This window comes from Mycobacterium sp. NGS19 (assembly GCF_059813155.1).
This window is the reverse complement of record NZ_JCALEB010000004.1, coordinates 332,523-348,969: the sequence shown is the minus strand read 5'-3', so window position 1 is coordinate 348,969 and position 16,447 is coordinate 332,523. Positions and strand designations below refer to the sequence as shown.

Genomic DNA, 16,447 nt, shown 5'->3' with positions numbered 1-16,447 from the left:
CGGCGGAGTGGTCGGATTAGATGGGAGCACAGTGCAAACCACCATCGTCACACTCACCATGAACCCGGCGCTCGACATCACGACAAGCGCCGACGAAGTCCGACCGACCAGCAAGGTGCGGTGCAGCGGCCTGCGGTACGACGCCGGCGGCGGCGGCATCAATGTGGCCAGAGTCGCCCAGGTGCTCGGGGGCTCGGTGTCCGCGGTGTTTCCCGCAGGCGGCTACACCGGTGACATGGTGACCGGACTCCTCCGCCAGGCCGGGGTGCCATACCGGCGCGTCGACATCCGCGACTCGACGCGCGAGAGCTTCACCATCGACGAGCAGAGCAGCGGCCAGCAGTACCGGTTCGTGCTACCGGGGCCGCGGCTGTCGTTCGTCGAACAAGCGAAATGCATTGACCAGCTGCGAGAAGTGGCGCAGTCGGCCGAATTCGTGGTGGCCAGCGGCAGTTTGCCGCCGGGCGTTCCTGACGACTTCTATCAGCGCGTCGCCGACATGTGCCAAGAGTTGGGCGTGCCGCTGATTCTCGACAGCTCGGGAGGCGGGCTGCGGCACATCAGCTCTGGAGTGTTCCTGCTCAAACCCAGCGTGCGAGAACTGCGAGATTATTGCGGCCGTGAACTGGCCACCGAAGCCGAGCAGGTGGCCGCCGCCCGTGAGCTCGTCGACTCCGGAATAGCCCAGAGCGTGGTGGTGTCCCTCGGCGCCAGCGGTGCCCTACTGGTGACATTGCAAGGCAATCAACGCTTTTCACCGGTGCCCGTGAAAGCGGTGAGCGGTGTGGGCGCGGGAGATGCGATGGTGGCCGCGATCACGGTCGGCCTGTCGCGCGGCTGGCCGTTGAGCAAGGCCGTACGGTTCGGGATCGCCACCGGCAGCGCGATGTTGATGACGCCCGGCACGGCGCCGTGCCACCGCGACGACGCGGAGCGGATCTTCGAGATGGCCGCCGAACCCGTGGACGTCAGCTCGTCATACCCCTGAGCAACGGCTGACTCCACTACGGTAGAGGCGATGTCCGAGCAGTCCGCACCTCGGTCGATAGTCGTCGGCGTCGACGGCTCGAAGGCTGCTGTGCGTGCGGCACTGTGGGCGGTCGACGAAGCGCTCGCTCGCGACATCCCGCTACGCCTGCTCTATGCCGCCGATCCCGGCGAGGCCTCGCAGACTCCCGAACGAGTCCCACGTGAAGCGATCGCAGCGATCGACGCGACCGGTAAGCCTGTCAAGACTGAGGTCCAGATCGACCATGACCGCCCCGTGAGCGCACTCGTGCGGGCGTCGCGTGGCGCCGCGATGCTCTGCGTCGGCGCGGTCGGCTCGAAGCACTTTCAGCCGGGCAGAGTCGGCTCCACGGCCGCCGCGGTGGCCACTGCGGCGCGCTGTCCGGTCGCAATCATTCACGGCCACAACGGCCTTCATTCTCGCGATGACGCGGGCTGGATCGTCGTGCAAGCCGACACCGCCCCGCACACCGGCGTGCTGCTCGAGGCCGCCGTGGCCGAAGCCCACTTGCGCGGGGCAGGGCTGCGGGTGGTGACGTGCTGGCGATCCAGCGGCGAAGACACTCACCGCGTCCGCGACGTCGCCGACGCCAACCGGCAGGTGCAGGGCGACCTCGAACGCCGACTGGCCCGCTGGACCCGCCACCACCCCGACCTCGACGTCCAGACGGTGGCGATGCACGGCAGCCTGCTCGACTATCTGAGCCAGAACGCGGAGTCGGTGCAGATGGTTGTTGTCGGCCCGCGCGACCGGCACAACGTCGCACAACTGGCCAGCCCGTCGGGAAATGCCACCCTGCGCCACACGAACTGTTCCGTGCTCGTCGTCGATCATCAACACTTGTGACGTGGTGACCGCCATGAAAGGGGTTGGCCGTGGTTAGGGTTTTTCTGGTCGACGACCACGAAGTTGTCCGACGTGGGCTGTTCGACCTGCTCGACGCCGACCCCGACCTCGAAGTGGTGGGCGAAGCAGCGTCGGTCGGTGAGGCGCTGGCCAAGATCCCGGCCGTGGCGCCCGATGTTGCCGTGCTCGACGTCCGATTGCCCGACGGCAACGGCATCGAACTGTGCCGGGAGTTGCTGTCGGACATGCCGGACCTGCGCTGCCTGATGCTGACGTCCTACACCTCCGACGAAGCGATGCTCGACGCCATCCTGGCCGGCGCCAGCGGATACGTGGTCAAAGACATCAAGGGCATGGAACTGGCCCAGGCGATCAAGGACGTCGGCGCAGGAAAGTCGCTGCTCGACAACCGCGCGGCGGCCGCGTTGATGGCCAAGCTGCGCGGCTCGGCCGAGCAGGCGGACCCGTTGTCCGGGCTGACCGCCCAAGAGCGCACGCTTCTGGGTCTGTTGGGCGAAGGCCTGACCAACAAGCAGATCGCGGCACGGATGTTTCTGGCCGAGAAGACCGTGAAGAACTACGTCTCGCGGCTCCTGGCCAAGCTGGGAATGGAACGACGCACCCAGGCTGCGGTGTTCGCCAGCAAACTCGGCCCCCGCCAGCGGATCACCGAATAACCGAAAGGCCTCCCGCACTCAGCAACCTCGATGCCAACATAAAGGCGTGCCAGAGCACGCAAACCGCGGCATGAGTCCGCTGCGTGACACCCTTTCCCAGCTCCGGCTGCGCGAGCTGCTCAAAGAGGTGCAAGACCGCGTCGAGCAGATCGTCGAAGGCAGAGACCGGCTCGACGGTCTGGTCGAGGCCATGCTCGTGGTCAACTCCAACCTCGAGCTCGACTACACGCTGCGCACGATCGTGCACACCGCGATCAATCTGGTGGATGCGAAGTACGGGGCGCTGGGCGTGCGAGGCCACGACGATCAACTCCGCGAGTTCGTCTACGAAGGCATCGACGAAGCGACCCGCAGGCAAATCGGGCCGTTGCCGGAGGGACGCGGTGTGCTCGGTGTGCTGATCGACGACCCCAAGCCGATCCGGTTGGACAACATCACGCAGCACCCTGCCTCGGTGGGGTTTCCGCCCAACCATCCGCCGATGCGGACGTTTCTCGGGGTGCCGGTGCGCATCCGCGACGAGGTTTACGGAAACCTCTACCTCACGGAGAAGGCCGACGGACAGCCATTCAGCGAAGACGACGAGGTGCTGGCGCAGGCATTGGCTGCCGCGGCTGGCATCGCGATTGACAATGCGCGCCTCTACGAGCAGTCCCGCGCCCGTCAATCGTGGATCGAGGCAACCCGCGACATCGCCACCGAGCTGCTCTCCAGCACCGACCCCGCGCGGGTGTTCCGGCTCATTGCGGACGAGGCGCTGAAGCTCTCGGAAGCCACCGCGACGTTGGTCGCGGTTCCGGCCGATCCCGAATCCCTGGTCACCGAGGTGTCCGAGCTCTTGGTGGTGGAGACGGCCGGTGAGGCGAATCTGCTTGTCCCTCAGAGGATTCCAGTCGCCGGTACACAGATCGGCGCCGTCTTCACGCAGCGCGCGCCCTGCCGGCTGGACGACCTGAAGATCAACGGCACGGAAGGCCCCGCGCTGGTGCTGCCACTTCGAACCACCGACACCGTGGCTGGCGTGCTGGTGGCACTGCGTCGCACGGGCGAGCATCGGTTCGACAGCGAACAACTCGACATGCTTGCCGCTTTCGCCGACCAGGCCGCATTGGCGTGGCAGCTCGCCACCACCCAACGCCACCTGCGGGAGCTGGACGTCCTCACCGACCGCGACCGCATTGCCCGCGATTTGCACGATCATGTGATTCAGCGATTGTTCGCCGTCGGGCTCACGCTGCAGGGCACGATCCCGCGAGCCCAGTCGACCGACGTGCAGGAGCGGCTGACCAATTGCGTCGACGACCTGCAAGCGGTGATCCAGGAGATCAGGACCGCGATTTTCGACCTGCACGGGGCGTCGTCGGGAATCACCCGGCTGCGGCAGCGGCTGGAAGAGGCCGTCACGCGGTTCTCCACGCCAGATGTGCGGACCTCGATTCAGTTGGTGGGTCCACTGTCCGTCGTCAGCACGACTCTGGCGGAGCACGCGGAAGCCGTTGTGCGCGAAGCGGTTTCGAATGCGGTTCGGCATGCCGATGCGTCCGCGGTGACCGTCTGCGTCACCGTCGAGGATGACTTGGCCATCGAGGTCACCGACAACGGCCGCGGCATCTCAGCAGACATCACCGGCAGCGGGTTGACCAATCTGACCCGACGCGCCGACGACGTCGGCGGCAGGTTCGCGGTGGCGCCGAATCCCGACGGCGGCACCGTGTTGCGGTGGACCGCTCCGCTGGAGTAGCGGCGTCAGACCGCCGGCGCCTCGCTGTCCAGCCACTCGACCACGTCGGACAGGGGGCGGCGCGGGGTGGCCGGCAGCGGTTCGGCGTTGACCGCCGCCCAGCCGACGCGAAGCAACATCTGCGGATAGCCGCTGTCGCCGAAGACGTCCTCCTGCACCGCAGCCCGAGTCGCCGGAATCTCCAGCGGTTCGGTGACCGGGCAACTCGCCAGGCCCTGCGCAGTGGCCGTCAGCAACACCAGGCTCGTGGCCTCGCCGGCGCGCAGGCGCGACAGCTGGCTGTCGTCCTTGGTGCCCAGCGCCAGCACCACGGCGTTGTCCTCGGCGGGCGCCACGCCGTCGGGCTGAGCCAGCCCCGGCCCGGCGAAGAAGCGGCCCGGGATCACGGCAGCCGGATCCGACGGCGGCGTACTGCGGGCCGGCACACCGGCCACCGACCCGTACCGCCCGCTCCAGGCCGTCAATTCAGTCAGGTACTCGCGGTCGGTGGCGTGCTCGCTAACCGCTTGTGCCACAACGCTTTGCAGCTTCGGCAGCGATTCCACCTGACGCAGCATCACGCCGGCCCGCGCGGCTCGCGCACCCATCAGACCGATGTCGGCGATCGGCACCGGCCAGGAGCTGTAATGGCGCCGGTCGGTCCGGCGCCGCGGGATGGCGGCAGCCAGCATGATGTCCAGCTCGTTGGCGGGCTGCCGCCAGACATGGATCGCGGCAAGGTGGTTCGGGTCAGCCGGGTTCGGCAGCCGCTGCACCTTGGCTTGCCAGCCCAGAGCCCCCAGAGCGACCACACAGTGATGCAGCGATGCACCGCAGGACAGCATCAGATCGCGGCGGTCCGGGTCCGTCTTCCGCAGATGCCGGCTGGGGTCGGCATACAGGTGCAAACTGCGGTGACCCACCCGCCAGCGCCACGGCTGGGAGTTGTGCACCGACGGCGCGCGCGTGGCAAGCTCCATCACCGAACCGATCGTCCCGGTGTCGGGAAACTGCGCGCTCATGGACTGGACTCCCTGCTCCTGCCGTTGAACCTGCTCATAGGCTGCCGTCCGGCGGTCGCGGCGGGTAGGGAAGAAAGACCCTTATTGACGAGGCTGAAGGGCGACCAAGTCGTCGGCGTGCACCACCGGGCGGCGCAGCTCCGGTGCCAGCTCCGAGGTGGAGCGCCCGATCATCGCGGCCAGCTCGGTGGCGTCGTAGGCCACGACGCCGCGCCCCACCACGGTTCCGTCGGGACCTTGTAGCTCCACTACGTCGCCGCCGAAGAACCGGCCCGCCACCGCGGTGATGCCCGCCGGCAGCAACGAGCGGCGCTGTTGGACCACCGCCCGCACCGCCCCGTGGTCCAGAGTGAGCGCGCCCGTGGTCTCGGCGGCGTAGCGCACCCAGAACCGGCGGGCTGACATTCGCGACCCGCGCGGCGCGAACACCGTGCCCACCGACGCGTCGGTGAGCGCCGTGCCGGCGTCGTCGGCGGCGGCCAGCAGCACCGGCACCCCAGCGTCCGACGCCAACAGCGCCGAGGACAATTTGGACGCCATGCCGCCGGTGCCGAAGTGGTGGCCGCGGCCGGCCACCACGCCCTCGAGGTCGCCCGGCCCGGTGACTTCGGGGATGAACCGCGCGTTGCCTTTGCGAGGGTCCGAGTCGTATAGGCCGTCGACATCGGACAGCAGCACCAGCGCGTCGGCCCCGACCAGGTGCGCGACGAGCGCCGACAGCCGGTCGTTGTCGCCGAAGCGGATCTCGTTGGTGGCGACGGTGTCGTTCTCGTTGACGATCGCCACCGCGTGCAATGCCCGCAGCCTGTCCAGCGTTCGCTGGGCGTTGGTGTGTTGTACCCGCTGGGCGATGTCGTGGGCGGTGAGCAGCACTTGGCCCACGGTGCGGTTGTAGCGGGCGAACGCAGCGCTCCACGAGTTCACCAGCGCCACCTGACCGACGCTGGCCGCCGCCTGCTTAGTCGCCAAATCCGTTGGCCGCCTGGTCAATCCGAGCGGCTCCAGGCCGGCGGCGATGGCGCCCGAGGACACGATGACGACGTCGGAGCCGGCCTTCATCCGGGTTTCGATCGCGTCGGCGAGCCGGTCCAGCCGCGCCACGTCGAACATCCCGGTGGGCGTGGTCAGCGCCGTGGTGCCGATCTTGACGACGACGCGGCGCGCGGTGCGCACCGCCTCGCGGGCGCTCACGACGGTTCGCCCTGCCGGCGCTCACGCCGCGCGGCTTTGCGTTCGGCGGCCGAGATGCGCTCGGTCCTGTCGAGCCGGGCGTCGGTGCCGCGTCCGGAGGGCGTCACGTCGACGCCGGCCGGGGTTTGCGGTTCCCAGTCGAACGTCACGTCGCCGATGGTCACCTCGCAACCCGGGGTGGCGCCCAGCCGCAGCAGCTCGTCCTCGACGCCCAGCCGGGCCAGCCGGTCGCCGAGGTAGCCGACGGCCTCGTCGTTGTCGAAGTCGGTCTGGTTCACCCAGCGCTCGGGCCGGGCGCCGTGGACGACGAACGCTCCCGGGTGTTCGGGATCTCGTTCGACGGTGAAGCCGCTGTCGTCGACGGGCACCGGCCTGATCACCGGCCGCCGGGCAGGTGCGGCGGGATGGGCGGCACGGTACGCCGAAATCATGTCCCACAACGCAAACACCAACGGCCGCAGACCTTCTCGAGTAAGCGTGGACACTTCGAACACCGGCCAGCCGAAGCGGCGCTTGACTTCGTCGCGGACGAAGTCCGCCAGTTCCCGCGCCTCCGGCACGTCGATCTTGTTCAGCACCACCGCACGCGGTCGCTCGGACAAGTCAACGAGTGCCGAATCCACTTGCAGCGTAGGCGAATACGCGGCAAGCTCGGCTTCCAGTGCCTCGATGTCGGACACCGGATCACGGCCGGGTTCCAAAGTGGCGCAGTCGACCACGTGAACCAGTACCGCGCAGCGCTCGATGTGCCGCAGGAATTCCAGGCCGAGTCCCCGGCCTTGCGACGCGCCGGGGATCAGCCCGGGCACGTCGGCGACGGTGAAGGAATGCTCACCGGCCGACACCACGCCGAGGTTGGGAGTCAGCGTGGTGAACGGGTAGTCGGCGATCTTGGGTTTGGCCGCCGACAGCACCGATACCAGCGACGACTTGCCCGCGGACGGGAAGCCGATCAGACCGACGTCGGCGACAGTCTTGAGCTCCAGCGTCAGGTCGCGGGCCTGTCCCTTCTCGCCGAGCAACGCGAAGCCGGGCGCCTTCCGGGCGCGGGACGCCAGTGCCGCGTTGCCCAGCCCGCCGCGGCCGCCCTTGGCCGCCTCGAAAGTGGTGCCCGCGCCCACGAGGTCGGCCAACAGCCGGCCGTGCTCGTCGAGCACCACGGTGCCGTCGGGCACCTTCAGGTAGAGGTCGTCGCCGTGCGCGCCGTCGCGGTTGCCGCCTTGACCCTGCTTGCCGTTCGGAGCGGTGACGTGCGGGTGGAAATGGAAGTCCAGCAGCGTGTGCACTTGCGGATCGACCCGCAGATAGACACTGCCGCCGCGGCCGCCGTTGCCGCCGTCAGGTCCGCCGAGGGGCTTGAACTTCTCCCGGTGCACCGACGCACAGCCGTTGCCGCCGTTGCCGGCCCGCACATGGATCACGACGCGGTCGACAAACCTGGGCATCGGTGGTTCCTTTCACCGAGAAGTGACGTTCTGAAGAGGAAGCGCGCAAGGGCGGACCTGCAAAACGTCGCTCTCGGCGCGCGTCACTCCCCCGCGGGGACGATGCTGACCGTCTTGCGGCCGCGCTTCTCGCCGAACTGGACCGCACCCGCGGCCTTGGCGAACAGCGTGTCGTCGCCGCCGCGCCCGACGTTGACGCCGGGATGGAAGTGAGTGCCGCGCTGGCGGACCAGAATCTCGCCGGCCTTGACGATCTGGCCGCCGAACCGCTTGACGCCGAGCCGCTGTGCGGCTGAGTCACGACCGTTGCGTGAGCTGGAAGCGCCCTTCTTGTGTGCCATCTGTCGTCGCCTCCTGCTAGTTGATCCCGGTGACTTTTACGACGGTCAGCTGCTGGCGATGACCCTGCCGCTTGTGGTAGCCGGTCTTGTTCTTGAACTTGTGGATGCGGATCTTGGGGCCTTTGGTGTGCTCGAGCACCTCGCCGGTGACGGCGACGTTCGCGAGCTTGGCCGCGTCGGTGGTGACGTCTGAGCCGTCGACCACCAGCGCGACGGGCAGGCTCACCGTGGCGCCCGGCTCGGCATCCAGCTTCTCGACCTTGACCACGTCACCGGCCGACACCTTGTACTGCTTGCCACCGGTCTTCACGATCGCGTACGTCATCGGTCCTCTTTCTGGGCGCGCGCTACCCGTGGGGCGCGCGGGTCTGGGTTTCTGCCACCGCCCCGTGTGCTGACAGGGCCTGGCGACAACCCGTCAAGGGTACGTGACCAGCGAGTAAAGGGTCAAACCGCGTCGTTACGTCCGCTGAGGTTGTCGTAGCGACAGAATCGGGCTCTACGACAGCTCACCCATCGTGACTCGGCGGACCGGCGGGACGCGCCGCGGCCCGACGGGGCCTGCGGGCCACCGCACCTGACACCGGCGTGACGGCCGGGGAGTCGTCGCGGCCCTCCGAGTCCACGTCCGAATCCGCCCGCGAAACCTCGATCTCCAGATCATCGTCGAGGTCTTCGTCGTCCTCGTCGAGATCGACGTCGATATCGTCGTCCTCGTCCTCGTCGTCCTCGTCGTCTTCGTCCGACCCGTCCAGATCCTCGTCTTCGAGGTCTTCATCGGCGAGTTCGACCACGGCTTCTTCCAGCTCAGCGACCGATTCCGCGCTCTGCGAACCCTCGTCGTCGTCGCCGTCTTCGCTGCGGGCCGCCGCCATCGCCTTGAACAGCGGGTGCTCGCCCGGCGCATGCGCGGGCACCTTCGCGATCGCGGGCTCGTCGGCGCGGGCCTTGCGGGAACGCTTGCCACGCCGGCCGCCGCCTTCCTTGCGCGCCGGACTGGACTCCACCGGGTCCGTGTGCAGCAGGATCCCGCGGCCGCCGCAGTGCGGACAGGGCGTCGAGAACGCTTCGATCAGCCCGGTGCCCAACCGCTTTCGGGTCAGCTGCACCAGCCCCAGCGACGTCACCTCCGACACCTGGTGCCGGGTGCGGTCGCGGGCCAGCGCCTCGGTGAGCCGGCGCAGCACCAGGTCGCGGTTGGACTCCAGCACCATGTCGATGAAGTCGATCACCACGATGCCGCCGATGTCGCGCAGCCGCAGCTGTCGCACGATCTCCTCGGCCGCCTCCAGGTTGTTGCGGGTGACGGTCTCCTCCAGGTTGCCGCCCGAGCCGGTGAACTTGCCAGTGTTGACGTCGACGACCGTCATTGCCTCTGTCCGGTCGATCACCAGAGTGCCGCCCGAGGGCAACCACACCTTGCGGTCCATCGCCTTGGTCAGCTGCTCGTCGATGCGGTGCACGGCGAACACGTCAGGCCCGTCCGGCGACGCGGGCTCGTACTTGGTCAACCGCGGAAGTAAATCTGGCGCAACGGAATTGACGTAAGAATTGATGGTGTTCCAGGCCTCGTCGCCGGATACGACCAGCCTCGAGAAGTCTTCGTTGAACAGGTCGCGGATCACCTTGACCAGCACGTCGGGCTCTTCGTAGAGCGCCACCGCGGCGCCGGCGGCGTTGGCTTTGACCTCCTGGGCCTGGGCCTCGATCTGCTTCCAGCGCTCCTGCAGCCGGTTCACGTCCGCGCGGATGTCCTCTTCCTTGACGCCCTCCGACGCGGTGCGGATGATCACGCCCGCATCAGAGGGCACCACCTCGCGCAGGATCTCCTTGAGCCGCTGCCGTTCGGTGTCGGGCAGCTTGCGGCTGATCCCCGTCGACGACGCGCCCGGCACATAGACCAGGTAGCGGCCGGCCAGCGACACCTGCGTGGTCAGCCGTGCGCCCTTGTGCCCCACCGGATCCTTGCTGACCTGGACGACGACGTAGTCACCGGGCCGCAGCGCCTGCTCGATCTTGCGGTTGGTGCCGCCCAAACCCGCTGCATCCCAATTGACTTCGCCCGCATACAGCACCCCGTTGCGGCCGCGGCCGATGTCGACGAACGCGGCCTCCATCGACGGCAGCACGTTCTGCACGATGCCGAGGTAGATGTTGCCGACCAACGAGACCGACGCCGCGGACGTGACGAAGTGCTCGACGAGCACGCCGTCCTCGAGCACAGCGATCTGCGTGTAGCGGGCGCCTTCATGAGGCGGCTCCGTGCGCACCTTGTCGCGCACCACCATCACCCGCTCGACGGCTTCGCGGCGGGCCAGGAACTCGGCCTCGGAAAGGATCGGTGGGCGACGGCGGCCCGCGTCGCGGCCGTCGCGGCGGCGCTGCCGCTTGGCCTCGAGCCGAGTGGACCCGGTGATGCCCTGGATCTCGTTGTCGTCCTGGTCAGATTTGCCGGAACTGCGGGGAACACGTTCGTGGACAACGGTATTCGGCGGGTCGTCGGACGAGCCGTTGCCGGCGGAATCGTCGCCGGGTCCTGACCCGGCCTTGCGGCGGCGGCGACGGCGACGCCGCCGGGTCGTCCCCTCGGCCGCCGTCGACTCGTCGTCGCCGTTCTCGTCGTCGCCCTCGTCGGACTCCTCCCCGTCGGCCTCAGCCTCGGCCTCGCCGGAATCGCCGTCGTCGTCGGAATCCTCACCGCTGCCCTGCTCGCCGCGCCCACGTCCACGTCCGCGCCGCCCGCGGCGGCGCCGCCGGCTGGACGGCCGCTCGGACGGCTCGCCGTCGGCCGAGTCGACGTCGTCAGACTCGTCGTCGTCCTCGTCGTCGTCCTGGTCGTCGGTGTCCTCGCGCTCGATGGGCTGCGGAGCGACGAACAGCGGCATGTAATCCGGCGGATCGTGCTGCCCGTCGTCGGGCACCGGAGTCAGCGCATCGACGCTGGACGGGTCCGGTGACACCTCCGGCGGTGCGCTGCTGTCGGGCTGATCAAGGATTTGGTCATCGTCGGCCACGTAATCTCCTAGAAGCCCCCGGGCGCGTCCACAGACGCGGCCACGCGAGGGCTATCGCTATGAACCCGGGCGCTGGTCCCGAGTGTTGTAGGTCTTCGCGCCGAGTGGCCCGGAAGCTCTCGGCACCTGGTGCGAATGACGGCTGTGACGGTCCGCGCCGCATCGCAGAGGCCGCGATCGTCGCGCTCGTCTAAGTCTTCATTCGGGTCGTCAGCACCGTGTGGCGCCGGCTACCCGCGCCCAGTATCCCATACGACCGCCAGCACACGGCCAACTGCTATCGATCCGGGAACCACAACGCGATTTCGCGGGCCGCGGACTCCGCGGAATCGGACCCGTGGACCAGGTTGTACTGCGTCTCCAGCGCGAAGTCGGCGCGGATACTGCCCGGTGCGGCCTTCTCGACCGGATCCGTGCCGCCGGCGATCTGCCGGAACGCCGCCACCGCCCGCGGGCCTTCGACGACCGCGGCCACCACGGGCCCCGAGGTGATGAACTCCAGCAGCGAATCGAAGAACGGTTTGCCGTCGTGTTCGGCGTAGTGCTGGCGGGCCAGCTCGTCGCTCACAGACCTCAGCTCCAACGCCGCCAGCGACAGACCCTTGCGCTCGATGCGGCCGATGATCTCCCCCACCAGCCCGCGCTGGACACCGTCGGGCTTGATCAACACAAGGGTGCGCTCCACGGCGGCCAGATTAGTCGAGCCCGTCGGGCGGGGGCTGCTGGCCGGGCAGCAGCCCCCGCTGCTGGCGGCGCAACACCTCGGCGCGCAGGTAAGCCAGCAGCAGCCACACCGCGGTGAACAGCACGCCGATGAACCCGATTGCCGGATCCACGAAGAACCCGGCCAGCAGCACCAGCTGCACCCCCAGGTTCAGCCAGATCGCCCAGCTGTGGCGCTGCAGCGCGGGCAACACCACGAGCACGGCCGCTACCGCGATCAAATACGTGCCGGTGCTTTCCAGCACCGAATGGCCCACCACCAGCACCACCGGAAGCGCGAGCAAGACCACCACCGCCTCAAGCAGCAGCACACCGGCCATCACGCCACGGAAGCTCTTCCACGGGTCGGGCTGCGTCACGCCGGGTCCTTTCCGAACAGCGTCCGGGCGGCACCCGCGGTGACCACCGATCCGGTGATCACAATGCCTGCCCCGGCGAAGCCGTCGCCTGTACCGGCCTCCTCCACCAGCGCAGTGGCCGTCTCGATCGCGTCGACGAGTGTGGCCGCCCGCACCACGCGGTCGGGCCCGAAGCGCTCGACGGCCGCGTCGGTGAGCACGTCGATGTCAAGACCGCGCGGGGATCCGTTGTGGGTGACGACGATCTGGTCGAACACCGGTTCCAGCGCCCCGAGAATGCCGGCGACGTCCTTGTCGGCCATCACTGCGACCACCCCGACCAGATAGCGGAAGTCGAACTCGCTCTGCAGCGTGTGCGCCAGTGCCGCTGCGCCGGCCGGGTTGTGCGCCGCGTCCAGCAATACAGTCGGCGCCGAGCGGACACGTTCCAGCCGCCCGGGGCTCTTGACCGCGGCGAAGCCGGCGCGCACGGCGTCGACGTCGAGTTGGCGCTGCGCTCCGGCACCGAAAAACGCCTCCACCGCGGCCAGCGCGATCGCCGCGTTGTGTGCCTGATGCTCGCCGTGCAGCGGCAAGAAGATGTCGGAGTACACCCCACCCAAGCCCTGCAACGTCAGCAGCTGGCCCCCAACGGCGATTTGGCGCTCCAGCACCGCGAACTCCGAATCCTCCCGCGCCACAGCGGCATCCGCGCGCACGGTCTGCGCCAGCAGCACCTCCATTGCTGCAGGAAGTTGACGGCCGATCACGGCGACGGTGTCGGTGGGATCCAACGATTCCGGCTGGCGGGTGATGATGCCGGCCTTCTCGCTGGCGATCTCGGCGACGGAGTGACCCAGATAGTCGGTGTGGTCGATGCTGATCGGGGTGATGACGGCGACCGGCGCGTTGACCACATTGGTGGCGTCCCAGCGCCCGCCCATCCCCACTTCGATGACGGCGACGTCGACGGGCGCGTCGGCGAACGCGGCGAACGCCATCGCGGTGACCACCTCGAACTTGCTCATCGCCGGCCCGCCCGCCGCTTGCGACTGCGCGTCCACCATCTGCACGAACGGCTCGATCTCGCGGTACACCTCCACGTAGCGCGCCGGGGTGATCGGCTCGCCGTCGATCGCGATGCGTTCCACCGCCGACTGCAGATGCGGACTGGTGGTGCGGCCGGTGCGCCGGTTCAGCGCAGTCAACAACGCGTCGACGATCCTGGCCACCGATGTCTTGCCGTTGGTGCCGGCGATGTGAATCGACGGGTAGCTGCGTTGCGGCGAGCCCAGCAGATCCATCAGCGCACTGATGCGGGCGAGACTGGGCTCGATCTTGGTCTCCGGCCAGCGCTGGTCCAGCAGATGCTCGACTTGAAGCAGTGCGGCAGCCTCGTCGGGGGTGGGATCGAGGCTCATCCGAGCGATGCGAGCCGGTTCGTAATGCGCTCGACCTCTTCCCGCGCGAATTGCTGACGGTTGCGGATCTTGTCGACGATGTCAGCCGGCGCCTTCGACAGGAACTGCTTGTTGTCGAGCTTGGCCGAGGTCTGCGTCAGCTCCTTTTGCGCTGCGGCCAAATCTTTTTCGAGCCTGCGCCGCTCGGCCTCGACGTCGACGGTCCCCGAGGTGTCCACTTCGACGGTCACGGTGCCGCCCGCGAGTCGCACCTCGACCGACGCTGAGGGCGTGAAGTCGCCCTTCGCCTCGGTCAGCCATGCCAGCGACGACACCGCCGACACTTGACCGGTCAGGTCGGCGGCGTCCACGCCCACCAGCCGCGCGGGCACCTTCTGGCGGTCGGCCAGCCCCTGGTCGCTGCGGAACCGGCGCACCTCAGTCACAAGCTTCTGCATGTCCGAAATCCGGCCTGCAGCAGAGGGATTCAGCACCCGGCCGGACGGCTTCGGCCACTCCGCAATCACCAGCGATTCGCCACCGGTGAGCGCCTTCCACAATGCCTCGGTAACGAACGGCATCACCGGATGCAGCAACCGCAGCAGCGTGTCGAGCACTTCCGCCAGCACGGCGGTGGTGTGGTAGATGCCTTCGGCCAGTTGGACTTTGGCCAATTCGACATACCAGTCGCAGAACTCGTCCCACGCAAAGTGGTACAGCGCTTCGCAGGCGCGGTTGAACTCGTAGCCGTCCAGCGCCGAATCGACCTCGGCGCGAACCTCTTCCATGCGGCCGAGAATCCAGCGGTCGGCGTCGGTGAGCCAGCCGTCGTCGGGCAGAGCAGCCGGGCCAGCACCATTGATCAACGCGAACCGGGTGGCATTGAACAACTTGGTGACGAAGTTGCGGGACGCCCTGGCATGGTCCTCGCCGATCGACAGGTCACCGCCCGGACTGGCACCGCGCGCCAGCGTGAACCGCAGCGCGTCGGCGCCGAACATCTCCACCCAATCCAGCGGATCGATGCCGTTGCCGCGCGACTTGCTCATCTTGCGGCCGTACTCGTCGCGAATCAGCCCGTGCAGGAAGACATTCTCGAATGGGACCTGCGGACCGCGTTCGCCGCCGAGCGTGATCGCGTCGTCGTCGGCGACGAACATTCCGAACATCACCATCCGCGCAACCCAGAAGAACAGGATGTCGTAGCCGGTGACCAGCACGTCGGTGGGATAGAACGTGCGCAATTCGGGGGTGTGGTCGGGCCAGCCCATCGTCGAGAACGGCCACAGCGCAGAGCTGAACCAGGTATCGAGCACGTCGGGGTCCTGGTCCCAGCCCTGCGGCGGAGTCTCGTCGGGCCCCACGCACACCATTTGCCCCTCGGGCCCGTGCCAGATCGGGATGCGGTGACCCCACCACAGCTGGCGCGAGATGCACCAGTCGTGCATGTTGTCGATCCACGCGAACCAGCGGGATTCGAGGCTGGCCGGGTGAATCACGATGTCGCCGTTGCGAACTGCGTCACCGGCGGCTTTGGCCAGCGACTCGACCTTCACCCACCATTGCATCGACAGGCGCGGCTCGATCGGTTCGCCGCTGCGCTCGGAATGCCCGACGCTGTGGATGTAGGGCCGCTTCTCCTCGACGATGCGGCCCTGCTCGGCCAGCGCCTCGCGCACCTTGACCCTGGCCTCGAACCGGTCCATCCCGTCGAAAACCGTTCCGGTGTCGGCAATTCGGCCACGCGTGTCCATGATCGTCGGCATCGGCAGCTTGTGCCGCAGGCCGATCTCGAAGTCGTTGGGGTCGTGAGCCGGGGTGACTTTGACTGCGCCCGTGCCGAATTCGGGGTCGACGTGCTCGTCGGCGACGATCACCAGCTTGCGGTCGAGGAACGGGTGCGGCAGCGTGGTGCCCACCAGATCGCGGTAGCGCTCGTCGTCGGGATGCACCGCGATTGCGGTGTCGCCCAGCATTGTCTCGACCCGAGTGGTGGCGACGACGATGTGCGGCTCGTCGTCGCGAAGCGAGCCGTACCTGAACGAAACCAGCTCGCCCGGAATGTCTTCGTACTTGACCTCTAAGTCCGAGATCGCTGTCTGCAGCACCGGCGACCAGTTCACCAGCCGCTCGGCCCGGTAGATCAGGCCCGCGTCGTAGAGCCGCTTGAAGATCGTGCGCACCGCCCGCGACAGGCCCTCGTCCATCGTGAACCGGTCGCGGGTCCAGTCGACACCGTCGCCCAGCCGCCGCATCTGCGCGCCGATGGTGCCGCCCGAGTCGTGCTTCCAGTCCCACACCTTCTGGATGAACAGCTCGCGGCCGAAGTCCTCTTTGGTCTTGCCGTCCGCCGCGAGCTGCTTTTCGACCACGCTTTGGGTGGCGATACCCGCGTGATCCATACCGGGTAGCCACAGGACCTCGTAGCCCTGCATGCGCTTGCGCCGGGTGAGCGCGTCCATCAGCGTGTGATCCAGCGCATGGCCCATGTGCAGGCTGCCCGTGACGTTAGGTGGCGGCAGCACGATCGAGTACGCGGGCTTTTTGCTGTGGGGGTCGGCGGTGAAGTACCCGGCGTCGACCCAGCTCTGGTACAGCTCGCTTTCAGCAGCGGCCGGGTCCCATGCCTTGGGCAGGGCGTCGGCAGCCGGCGAAGTGGGTCGGGGGGTCACCGGTCAATTCTAGGAATGCCCGGTGACCCGGCGCGAAAGCGGCTACTGG

Annotated in this window: 13 protein-coding genes and 1 pseudogene; 4 read left to right on the top strand and 10 right to left on the bottom strand. The window is 68.0% G+C overall.

Features of this window, described 5'->3' with window-relative positions:
• Nucleotides 1–31 precede the first annotated feature (31 nt).
• From AC5Y4N_RS14780 to AC5Y4N_RS14765, 4 genes are all read left to right on the top strand, one after another.
• Nucleotides 32–988, top strand: a complete 957-nt coding sequence (locus tag AC5Y4N_RS14780; RefSeq protein WP_499911228.1) for a 1-phosphofructokinase family hexose kinase — start codon at nucleotides 32–34, stop codon at nucleotides 986–988.
• Between the two features lie 30 nt (nucleotides 989–1,018).
• Nucleotides 1,019–1,855, top strand: a complete 837-nt coding sequence (locus AC5Y4N_RS14775; protein WP_499911230.1) for a universal stress protein — start codon at nucleotides 1,019–1,021, stop codon at nucleotides 1,853–1,855.
• A gap of 29 nt (nucleotides 1,856–1,884) precedes the next feature.
• Entirely contained in the window at nucleotides 1,885–2,532 is a 648-nt protein-coding gene (dosR, locus tag AC5Y4N_RS14770) for a hypoxia response regulator transcription factor DosR/DevR (RefSeq protein WP_499911233.1), read from the top strand.
• Between the two features lie 70 nt (nucleotides 2,533–2,602).
• Nucleotides 2,603–4,273, top strand: coding sequence for a GAF domain-containing sensor histidine kinase (locus tag AC5Y4N_RS14765; protein WP_499911280.1), 1,671 nt, complete (start codon nucleotides 2,603–2,605; stop codon nucleotides 4,271–4,273).
• A gap of 5 nt (nucleotides 4,274–4,278) precedes the next feature.
• Here the strand turns inward: AC5Y4N_RS14765 and AC5Y4N_RS14760 are convergent, their stop codons facing one another.
• The 10 genes and pseudogenes from AC5Y4N_RS14760 to AC5Y4N_RS14715 all read right to left on the bottom strand — a co-directional run bounded on the left by AC5Y4N_RS14760 (nucleotide 4,279) and on the right by AC5Y4N_RS14715 (nucleotide 16,398).
• Complete coding sequence (locus AC5Y4N_RS14760; protein WP_499911235.1) at nucleotides 4,279–5,274, bottom strand: Acg family FMN-binding oxidoreductase; 996 nt, start codon at nucleotides 5,272–5,274, stop codon at nucleotides 4,279–4,281.
• Between the two features lie 81 nt (nucleotides 5,275–5,355).
• Nucleotides 5,356–6,465, bottom strand: a complete 1,110-nt coding sequence (proB, locus tag AC5Y4N_RS14755) for a glutamate 5-kinase (protein WP_499911237.1) — start codon at nucleotides 6,463–6,465, stop codon at nucleotides 5,356–5,358.
• Nucleotides 6,462–7,910 (bottom strand): GTPase ObgE, encoded by a 1,449-nt coding sequence (gene obgE, locus AC5Y4N_RS14750; RefSeq protein WP_499911239.1) that lies wholly within the window; start codon nucleotides 7,908–7,910, stop codon nucleotides 6,462–6,464. The genes proB and obgE overlap by 4 nt, the downstream gene beginning before the upstream one ends.
• 83 nt (nucleotides 7,911–7,993) lie before the next feature.
• Nucleotides 7,994–8,251 (bottom strand): 50S ribosomal protein L27, encoded by a 258-nt coding sequence (gene rpmA / locus AC5Y4N_RS14745; RefSeq protein ID WP_499911241.1) that lies wholly within the window; start codon nucleotides 8,249–8,251, stop codon nucleotides 7,994–7,996.
• Between the two features lie 16 nt (nucleotides 8,252–8,267).
• A complete protein-coding gene (gene rplU, locus AC5Y4N_RS14740; protein WP_499911243.1) occupies nucleotides 8,268–8,576 on the bottom strand; it encodes a 50S ribosomal protein L21 in 309 nt (102 codons plus the stop codon).
• Between the two features lie 184 nt (nucleotides 8,577–8,760).
• Nucleotides 8,761–11,292, bottom strand: a pseudogene (gene rne / locus AC5Y4N_RS14735) (ribonuclease E); the annotation flags it as partial.
• A gap of 250 nt (nucleotides 11,293–11,542) precedes the next feature.
• Nucleotides 11,543–11,950 carry a nucleoside-diphosphate kinase gene (gene ndk, locus AC5Y4N_RS14730; RefSeq protein ID WP_499911245.1) on the bottom strand — a complete coding sequence of 136 codons (408 nt, stop codon included), beginning with the start codon at nucleotides 11,948–11,950 and terminating at the stop codon, nucleotides 11,543–11,545.
• A 10-nt stretch (nucleotides 11,951–11,960) separates the two neighbouring features.
• Nucleotides 11,961–12,308 (bottom strand): DUF4233 domain-containing protein, encoded by a 348-nt coding sequence (locus AC5Y4N_RS14725; RefSeq protein WP_499911282.1) that lies wholly within the window; start codon nucleotides 12,306–12,308, stop codon nucleotides 11,961–11,963.
• A 35-nt stretch (nucleotides 12,309–12,343) separates the two neighbouring features.
• Nucleotides 12,344–13,747 carry a bifunctional tetrahydrofolate synthase/dihydrofolate synthase gene (gene folC, locus AC5Y4N_RS14720; RefSeq protein ID WP_499911248.1) on the bottom strand — a complete coding sequence of 468 codons (1,404 nt, stop codon included), beginning with the start codon at nucleotides 13,745–13,747 and terminating at the stop codon, nucleotides 12,344–12,346.
• Nucleotides 13,744–16,398 (bottom strand): valine--tRNA ligase, encoded by a 2,655-nt coding sequence (locus tag AC5Y4N_RS14715; protein WP_499911250.1) that lies wholly within the window; start codon nucleotides 16,396–16,398, stop codon nucleotides 13,744–13,746. The genes folC and AC5Y4N_RS14715 overlap by 4 nt, the downstream gene beginning before the upstream one ends.
• Nucleotides 16,399–16,447: the final 49 nt, after the last annotated feature.

Bases quoted from the DNA above. Each gene is read 5' to 3' on its own strand.
- AC5Y4N_RS14775 (WP_499911230.1), top strand. From the start codon at position 1,019: ATGTCCGAGCAGTCCGCACCTCGGTCGATAGTCGTCGGCGTCGACGGC.
- AC5Y4N_RS14765 (WP_499911280.1), top strand. From the start codon at position 2,603: ATGAGTCCGCTGCGTGACACCCTTTCCCAGCTCCGGCTGCGCGAGCTG.
- AC5Y4N_RS14760 (WP_499911235.1), bottom strand. From the start codon at position 5,274: ATGAGCGCGCAGTTTCCCGACACCGGGACGATCGGTTCGGTGATGGAG.
- obgE (WP_499911239.1), bottom strand. From the start codon at position 7,910: ATGCCCAGGTTTGTCGACCGCGTCGTGATCCATGTGCGGGCCGGCAAC.
- rpmA (WP_499911241.1), bottom strand. From the start codon at position 8,251: ATGGCACACAAGAAGGGCGCTTCCAGCTCACGCAACGGTCGTGACTCA.
- rplU (WP_499911243.1), bottom strand. From the start codon at position 8,576: ATGACGTACGCGATCGTGAAGACCGGTGGCAAGCAGTACAAGGTGTCG.
- AC5Y4N_RS14725 (WP_499911282.1), bottom strand. From the start codon at position 12,308: ATGGCCGGTGTGCTGCTGCTTGAGGCGGTGGTGGTCTTGCTCGCGCTT.
- folC (WP_499911248.1), bottom strand. From the start codon at position 13,747: ATGAGCCTCGATCCCACCCCCGACGAGGCTGCCGCACTGCTTCAAGTC.